This is a genomic window from Vibrio sp. 1288 (assembly GCF_033344475.1).
This window is the reverse complement of record NZ_JAWPOX010000873.1, coordinates 1-577: the sequence shown is the minus strand read 5'-3', so window position 1 is coordinate 577 and position 577 is coordinate 1. Positions and strand designations below refer to the sequence as shown.

1 protein-coding gene is annotated in these 577 nt (G+C 47.7%); it reads right to left on the bottom strand.

Annotated features, from left to right (window positions below; all coding sequences use genetic code 11):
• Positions 1–573 (bottom strand): 16S rRNA (uracil(1498)-N(3))-methyltransferase (locus tag R8O11_RS29835; RefSeq protein WP_318195208.1); only part of this gene is annotated, 573 nt, incomplete at its 3' end.
• Positions 574–577 lie beyond the last annotated feature (4 nt).

Sequence of the window (577 nt, the reverse complement as noted above, 5' to 3'; positions counted from 1 at the left end):
TTCTGACGACAAACCGCCTTCAGGGCCGATCAGAAGACGCACTTTCTCTACAGGTGTCGGCAGGGTGTTGATTGAGTATTTTGCACGAGGGTGAAGGTTGAGCTTTAGACCATCGTACTCTTCTTGGCACCACTGTTCCAAGCTCATGATTGGGCGAATTTCTGGTACTACGTTGCGACCACATTGTTCACACGCACTGATCGCAATCTTCTGCCACTGCGCGAGCTTTTTCTCAAAACGTTTTTGATCCAGCTTTACGCCACAACGTTCAGAAATAAGTGGTGTGATGGTATTAACGCCAAGCTCTACTGATTTCTGGATGGTGAACTCCATCTTATCGCCACGTGAAATGACTTGGCCAAGATGTAAGTCGAGAGGGGATTCAATGTTGCTTTCGACGCGCTCAGTTACGTCAACGAGAACGTTCTTTTTACTGACTTCACTGATCACTGCTGGGAACTCTGCGCCACTGCCGTCAAATAATAGAACTTCTTGGCCTTCTTTCATGCGAAGTACTCGGCCGATATGGCCTGCAGCGTCTTCACTTAAAGCGATGGTACCAAGTTGATGAATGGTT